The 6,347-nt window shown below is 42.6% G+C and carries 7 protein-coding genes; 5 read left to right on the top strand and 2 right to left on the bottom strand.

Going from position 1 to position 6,347, the window contains the following annotated elements:
• Positions 1-905 (bottom strand): asparaginase (locus QZ158_RS07350; RefSeq protein ID WP_293887204.1); only part of this gene is annotated, 905 nt, incomplete at its 3' end.
• Between the two features lie 64 nt (positions 906-969).
• Between QZ158_RS07350 and QZ158_RS07345 the strand changes: the two genes are divergently transcribed.
• The gene (locus QZ158_RS07345; protein ID WP_293887202.1) at positions 970-2,382 is read left to right on the top strand and encodes a Cof-type HAD-IIB family hydrolase; all 1,413 of its coding nucleotides are present in this window, start codon (positions 970-972) and stop codon (positions 2,380-2,382) included.
• Between the two features lie 41 nt (positions 2,383-2,423).
• On the opposite strand, the gene QZ158_RS07340 is transcribed toward QZ158_RS07345, so the two are convergent.
• Entirely contained in the window at positions 2,424-2,876 is a 453-nt protein-coding gene (locus tag QZ158_RS07340) for a universal stress protein (protein WP_293887200.1), read from the bottom strand.
• A 212-nt stretch (positions 2,877-3,088) separates the two neighbouring features.
• On the opposite strand from QZ158_RS07340, the gene QZ158_RS07335 reads away from it, so the two are divergent.
• The 4 genes from QZ158_RS07335 (at position 3,089) to gatC (ending at position 6,283) form a co-directional block, all read left to right on the top strand.
• Positions 3,089-4,303: a pyridoxal phosphate-dependent aminotransferase gene (locus QZ158_RS07335; RefSeq protein ID WP_023024219.1), complete on the top strand. Its 1,215-nt coding sequence runs from the start codon at positions 3,089-3,091 to the stop codon at positions 4,301-4,303.
• A gap of 183 nt (positions 4,304-4,486) precedes the next feature.
• Complete coding sequence (codY, locus tag QZ158_RS07330; RefSeq protein ID WP_233331210.1) at positions 4,487-5,275, top strand: GTP-sensing pleiotropic transcriptional regulator CodY; 789 nt, start codon at positions 4,487-4,489, stop codon at positions 5,273-5,275.
• Entirely contained in the window at positions 5,275-5,844 is a 570-nt protein-coding gene (locus QZ158_RS07325) for an isochorismatase family cysteine hydrolase (RefSeq protein WP_293887195.1), read from the top strand. The genes codY and QZ158_RS07325 overlap by 1 nt, the downstream gene beginning before the upstream one ends.
• A 136-nt stretch (positions 5,845-5,980) precedes the next feature.
• Entirely contained in the window at positions 5,981-6,283 is a 303-nt protein-coding gene (gatC, locus tag QZ158_RS07320) for an Asp-tRNA(Asn)/Glu-tRNA(Gln) amidotransferase subunit GatC (protein WP_002884769.1), read from the top strand.
• The last annotated feature ends 64 nt before the right edge of the window (positions 6,284-6,347 follow it).

Raw genomic sequence — 6,347 nt, 5'->3', positions numbered from 1 at the left:
AGGAGCTTCAGCCGGGCCTTAGCTGCATTGAGCTCTTTGACAAAGAAGATGCCGTGCTCGTGAAGCTTGACTCCGCCCCCATCGTAAGCATAGACAGGTTCCGCAATTCCATTGAAGCAACGGGAAACCAAGGCAATAGGAAGGCCAGCCTCTTGAAATTCAAAGAGTTTCTCAGCTACTTCCTTAGGAAGATTTCCAGCTCCAAAGGCTTCAATGATCAAACCATCCATTTGTTGGACATCTAGTAGGTCAAGGAGTTCTGTTTTCATGCCAGCATAGGCTGAAATGATGGGGACAACTCCCTTGATTTCTTGCAAATCAAAACGCACACGGGGTTCAGCTGTTTTGAAGAAAAGAACTTCTTTTTTCATGACCAAGCCTAGAGGACCATGTGTGGGGGTCTGGAAGGTGCTGACATTGGTGGTATGTGTTTTGGTCACGTACTTGGCTGCATGGACTTCATCATTCATCACGACCAAGACACCCTTGTCTTGTGATTTGGGATCTGCTGCTACTCGGATGGCGGTCAGATAGTTATAGACGCCGTCGCTTCCTAATTCATTGGAGCTTCTCATGGCTCCTGTCAAGACTACTGAAATAGTTGGCAAGTCCATGGTATCTAAGAAGTAGGCTGTTTCTTCAAGAGTATCGGTACCATGGGTAATGACAACCCCATCATACTGGGAAGCCTCTTTCTGAATCTTATGATAGAGTTGTAACATGTGCTGAGGAGTTACATGAGGGCTGGGTAAATTTAAAAAATCTTCTGAAGTAAGCTCAACCCCTGCCAGTGACAGATCAATATGGTTCATAGGGTTGGATGAATTGGTCACGACAGCTCCAGAGTCATCCGCCTGCATGGAGATGGTCCCTCCTGTATGAAGGGCCAAAATTTTCTTAATCATGTGTGTCTCCTTGGAATGTGTGTTATAATTTATTGTATCATAAAACGGAAAGAAAGCAGTCATCATGGAAATAAAAGCGGTCTTTTTTGACATTGACGGAACCTTGGTCAATGATAGTCGAATGGTCTTGAAGTCAACTGAAAAAGCCATTCGCGCCTTAAAGGAACAAGGAATTTTTGTTGGTTTGGCAACAGGGCGAGGACCCTTCTTTGTCCGTCCTTTTATCGAGCGCTATGACTTTGATTTTGCGGTCACCTATAATGGTCAGTATATTTTTACCAAGGACAAGGTCTTATCTGCTTCTCCAATTGATAAGAAGAATCTGCATGACTTGATTGACTACGCAAAAAAACATCGCATTGAGATCGCCTTAGGAACAGAAGATGGAGTTGAAGGCTCTCGAATTATGAGTTTTGGTTTGAGTCCGATTTCTCTATGGTCTGCACGGTTTGTACCAAAAGGCTTTTCGAAGGCAGTTAGTCAGGGCTTCAACAAGGTGGTTAGCAAGGCTGTCCCTCAGGATCAAAAGCAACTGCAACAAATTGCCCAGGGACCAGTTTATCAGGTTCTCTTATTAGCTAGTCCTAAGAACACGCAGAAAGTTGAGCAAGCTTTTCCTGAATTAAAATTTACGCGTTCTAGCCCCTTTGCGGCGGATGTCATTAATCCAGACAACTCAAAATTGGAAGGGATTCGGATTGTAGGAGAGGAGTTTGGCTTTTCGATGGACCAGGTGATGGCCTTTGGAGATTCGGATAATGACTTGGAGATGCTCTCGGGTGTTGGCTTATCGATTGCAATGGGGAATGGAACCAGCAGGGTCAAAGAAGTAGCTCAGCATACGACGACCAGTAATACCAAAGACGGGATCCAAAAAGCGCTGGAACATTTTGGCATTATCACGGATCAGTCACTTTTTGTTAGTCGTGACGATCACTTTAATAAGGTCAAAGCCTTCCATCAACTCATGGATGGTCAAACTCAGGAAGAACCAAAGGCCTGGGATAATCAAGAGGCTCTTTACCGAACCATGTTTAAGCAGGAGGAATTAGTTGAATTTATTCGAGCAGCGAGCAAGGATGAAGCAACCTTTGATCGTTCAATCGAAAGCTTGCATCAAGCCTTAGATGAAGCAGCCAATAAGGTTCGTAGCAAGCATCCAGCTGAGATATCCATGGTGGGGCAGGTCGATGCCTTGATTGATACCTTGTATCTGACTTATGGTAGTTTTGTTCTAATGGGGGTCGATCCTGAAGAGGTCTTTGAGATTGTTCACCGCGCAAACATGGGGAAGATTTTCCCAGATGGAAAGGCTCACTTTGATGAAGTCACGCATAAAATTTTAAAACCGAACGACTGGGAAGAAAAGTATGCACCTGAGCCAGCCATTCAAAAAGAGTTGGAACGGCAAATCAAAGCTTATCAAAAACACTGCTCTGAAAAAACAGCAGAATCGGAAGAAAATAAAAAGGTGTGAGGAAATTCGTTTTCCTTCACACCTTTTGGTTTTTATAAAGTTTATAAGGTCTTTTCTGTCTCACGAACCACTAACAAATCGACTTTGGCATGGCGGAGAATGTATTCAGATGAAGACCCGACTAGTAAACGTTCAAAAGCATTTAGACCAGTTGCCCCAACCATGATGAGATCAACTCCCTCTGCTTCAGGGATATCAGTCGCTAAGAGGACTTTTGGATTCCCCATTTCAATCACCGAAGCAATGTTTTGGACACCGGCTTCTTTAGCACGCTTGATATACCATTCTAACAGTTCATTAGCTTCTGTTTGGAATCCTTCATACACCTCGGCATCAAAACTAGAGACACTTTGTAAGGCACGTGTATCAACGACATGAGCAAGGGTAAGTTTGGATCCGTTTCGCAACGCAACATTGACCCCTTTCTCAAAAGCGAGTTCAGCTTCGCGAGATCCATCAACTGCAACCATGATGTTTTCGTATTTTTGAGACATGTTCCGTCCTCCTTTACTGCTTGAAAACGTGAAAAGAAATGGAAGAACCCATTTATGTTACCTATAATTATATTTTAAACCTTTTACTATAGAAAGTAAAGGTCAAATCAGATATCTATAGGATTTCATCGAGAATGAACGAGGTTGCTCAGTTGTACTCCAGATTAACTAGTGGTATAATGGAAGCAGTTTGATAAAGTGAGGAAAAAATCATGAAAGAATACAATAAGTCCGTCAAGCTAGAGCACGTTGCTTACGATATTCGTGGTCCAGTCTTAGAAGAAGCGATGCGTATGCGGGCCAACGGGGAGAAAATCCTTCGCTTAAATACAGGAAATCCGGCTGAATTTGGGTTCACGGCTCCCGACGAAGTCATTCATGATTTGATTATGAATGCTCGGGATAGTGAAGGGTATTCGGATTCAAAAGGAATTTTTTCTGCCCGCAAGGCCATTATGCAGTATAGCCAATTGAAAAAGATTCCGAATGTTGAGATTGATGATATCTATATTGGAAATGGTGTCAGTGAGTTGATTGTGATGTCTATGCAAGGCTTGCTCGATAATGGCGATGAAGTACTTGTGCCAATGCCAGACTATCCACTTTGGACAGCAGCAGTCAGCCTAGCAGGTGGAAATGCGGTGCATTATGTCTGTGATGAAGAGGCTGAGTGGTATCCTGATATTGATGATATCAAGTCGAAAATCACTTCAAACACCAAGGCTATCGTCGTAATCAACCCCAACAACCCGACCGGAGCTCTCTATCCAGATGAGATTTTGTTGGAAATTGTCGAAATTGCTCGTCAACATGGCTTGATTATTTTTGCAGATGAAATTTATGATCGCTTGGTCATGGATGGTGCCAAACACACAGCCATTGCTAGTCTCGCGCCAGATTTGTTCTGTGTCAGCATGAACGGTTTGTCCAAATCACACCGCATCGCGGGTTTCCGTGTGGGCTGGATGGTCTTGTCTGGACCAAAACACCACGTGAAGGGCTATATCGAAGGTTTGAATATGCTCTCCAATATGCGTCTGTGTTCAAACGTCTTGGCCCAACAAGTGGTCCAGACTTCTTTGGGAGGCTACCAGTCAGTGGACGAACTCTTGCTTCCAGGAGGTCGAATCTACGAACAACGGAACTTTATCTACAAGGCTATCAATGATATTCCAGGACTCTCAGCTGTCAAACCAAAAGCTGGTCTCTATATCTTCCCTAAGATTGATCGTGAAATGTACCGGGTAGATGATGATGAGCAGTTTGTCTTGAATTTCTTAAAACAAGAAAAGGTTCTCTTGGTTCACGGACGTGGATTTAACTGGAAAGAGCCAGATCATTTCCGGATTGTTTACCTTCCTCGAGTAGAAGAATTGGCTCAAATTCAAGAGAAGATGACTCGTTTCTTAAAACAATACAAACGATAAGTGTAAGAGAAATCGCTAATAGGCGGTTTCTTTTTTGAATGAATCCAGCGAATATTTTGTTACATAGGGCTAATTTTTCTGAATTGCATATAATTGTAGAAAAAATAAATAATTTTCAGATAATTCGATTGAAATTCCCCCTCTTATATGATATACTTTAGCTGACTATATGCGAGGTTTATTATGGCTAAATTATTAGAAAAAACGAGAAAAATTACATCTATCTTGAAACGTTCTGAAGAACAGTTGCAAGATGAAATGCCGTATAATGCAATTGCCCGTCAACTGGCTGATATCATTCATTGTAACGCTTGTATTATTAATAGCAAGGGAACTCTTCTAGGTTATTTCATGCGCTACAAAACCAATAATGACCGGGTTGAGGCTTTTTTTGACAATAAAAAATTACCTGAAGATTATGCGAAAGCAGCCAGTTTAGTCTATGATACAGAGGCGAATTTAGATGTAGATCACGATTTAAGTATCTTTCCAGTAGAGACAAAGTCTGATTTTCCTGATGGGTTGACAACGATTGCTCCTATTCATGTATCTGGGATTCGTTTGGGGTCATTGATTATTTGGCGCAATGATAAGGAATTTGCGGATGATGATTTGATTTTGGTTGAGATTGCTAGTACCGTAGTTGGGATTCAAATGTTGAACTTCCAACGAGAGGAAGATGAGAAAAATATTCGTCGCCGCACTGCGGTCAATATGGCTGTCAATACCTTGTCCTATTCAGAATTGCGGGCTGTATCTGCAATCCTCGGTGAATTGAAGGGAAATGAAGGGCAGTTAACTGCTTCCGTGATTGCGGATCGGATTGGTATTACCCGCTCTGTGATTGTCAATGCGCTGCGGAAATTGGAGTCAGCCGGTATTATTGAAAGTCGCTCTCTGGGGATGAAGGGAACCTACCTCAAAGTCTTGATCCCAGATATTTTTGAAGAAATTAAGAAAAGAGACTACTAATGACTAAAGCGTTAATTTCGATTGACTACACCGTTGATTTTGTAGCGGATGAAGGTAAGTTAACGGCAGGAGCTCCTGCACAAGCTATTTCTGAGAGTATTGCCCAGGTGACCCAGCTGGCTTTTGACCAAGGTGCCTATGTCTTTTTTGCGATTGATGCTCATGATATAGACGATCCCTTTCATCCAGAAAGCAAGCTCTTCCCACCTCATAATATCATTGGGACTAGTGGACGGGATTTGTATGGTCCCTTAGCTAATTTTTATCGGGAGCACAAAGCGGATCCACGTGTCTTTTGGATGGACAAGCGTCATTATTCTGCTTTTTCAGGAACTGATTTGGATATCCGCCTCCGGGAACGTGGCGTAGATACGGTTATTTTGACGGGAGTCTTAACGGACATTTGTGTCCTCCATACAGCAGTAGATGCCTATAATCTGTGCTATCAGATTGAAGTAGTCGCGCCTGCAGTGGCGTCGCTCACTCCTGAAAATCACCAATTTGCTTTAAATCATTTCAAACATGTTTTGGGAGCAAAAGTTGTGAATGAACAATTGGAAGAATTGTAAGATTAGAGTTCGAGGAGAATGGCCTAATGCCTAGCCTTCCTCGGACTCTATTTTCTTGCCTAACTACCGCATAAATACTAAAAATATGGTAAAATAGAGGGTATTGAAAAATCATCATTTCACGAAAGGAAGCAAGATGAAAATTACGCAAGAAGAGGTAACCCACGTTGCCAATCTTTCAAAATTGAAATTCTCTCCAGAAGAGACAGCTGAGTTTGCGACAACCTTGTCTAAAATTGTCGACATGGTGGAATTGTTGGAAGAAGTAGACACAACCGGTGTGGCACCAACAACAACCATGGCGGATCGCAAGACCGTATTGCGTCCGGATGTTGCTGAAAAAGGGACGGACCGTGACCGCTTGTTTAAAAATGTACCTGAAAAGGATAACTACTACATCAAGGTACCAGCTATCCTAGAAGATGGAGGAGATGCCTAATGTCATTCAACCATAAAACCATTGAAGAGTTGCACGACCTCCTTGTCTCTAAGGAAATTTCAGC

This window comes from Streptococcus sp. A12 (genome assembly GCF_905372335.1).
GTDB lineage: Bacteria > Bacillota > Bacilli > Lactobacillales > Streptococcaceae > Streptococcus.
The sequence above is the reverse complement of the archived record's forward strand: the minus strand, read 5'-3'. Positions and strand labels throughout refer to the sequence as shown.

Excerpts from the sequence above, each read along its gene's own strand:
- QZ158_RS07345 (WP_293887202.1), top strand. The coding sequence starts at position 970 with ATGGAAATAAAAGCGGTCTTTTTTGACATTGACGGAACCTTGGTCAAT.
- QZ158_RS07340 (WP_293887200.1), bottom strand. The coding sequence starts at position 2,876 with ATGTCTCAAAAATACGAAAACATCATGGTTGCAGTTGATGGATCTCGC.
- QZ158_RS07335 (WP_023024219.1), top strand. The coding sequence starts at position 3,089 with ATGAAAGAATACAATAAGTCCGTCAAGCTAGAGCACGTTGCTTACGAT.
- codY (WP_233331210.1), top strand. The coding sequence starts at position 4,487 with ATGGCTAAATTATTAGAAAAAACGAGAAAAATTACATCTATCTTGAAA.
- QZ158_RS07325 (WP_293887195.1), top strand. The coding sequence starts at position 5,275 with ATGACTAAAGCGTTAATTTCGATTGACTACACCGTTGATTTTGTAGCG.
- gatC (WP_002884769.1), top strand. The coding sequence starts at position 5,981 with ATGAAAATTACGCAAGAAGAGGTAACCCACGTTGCCAATCTTTCAAAA.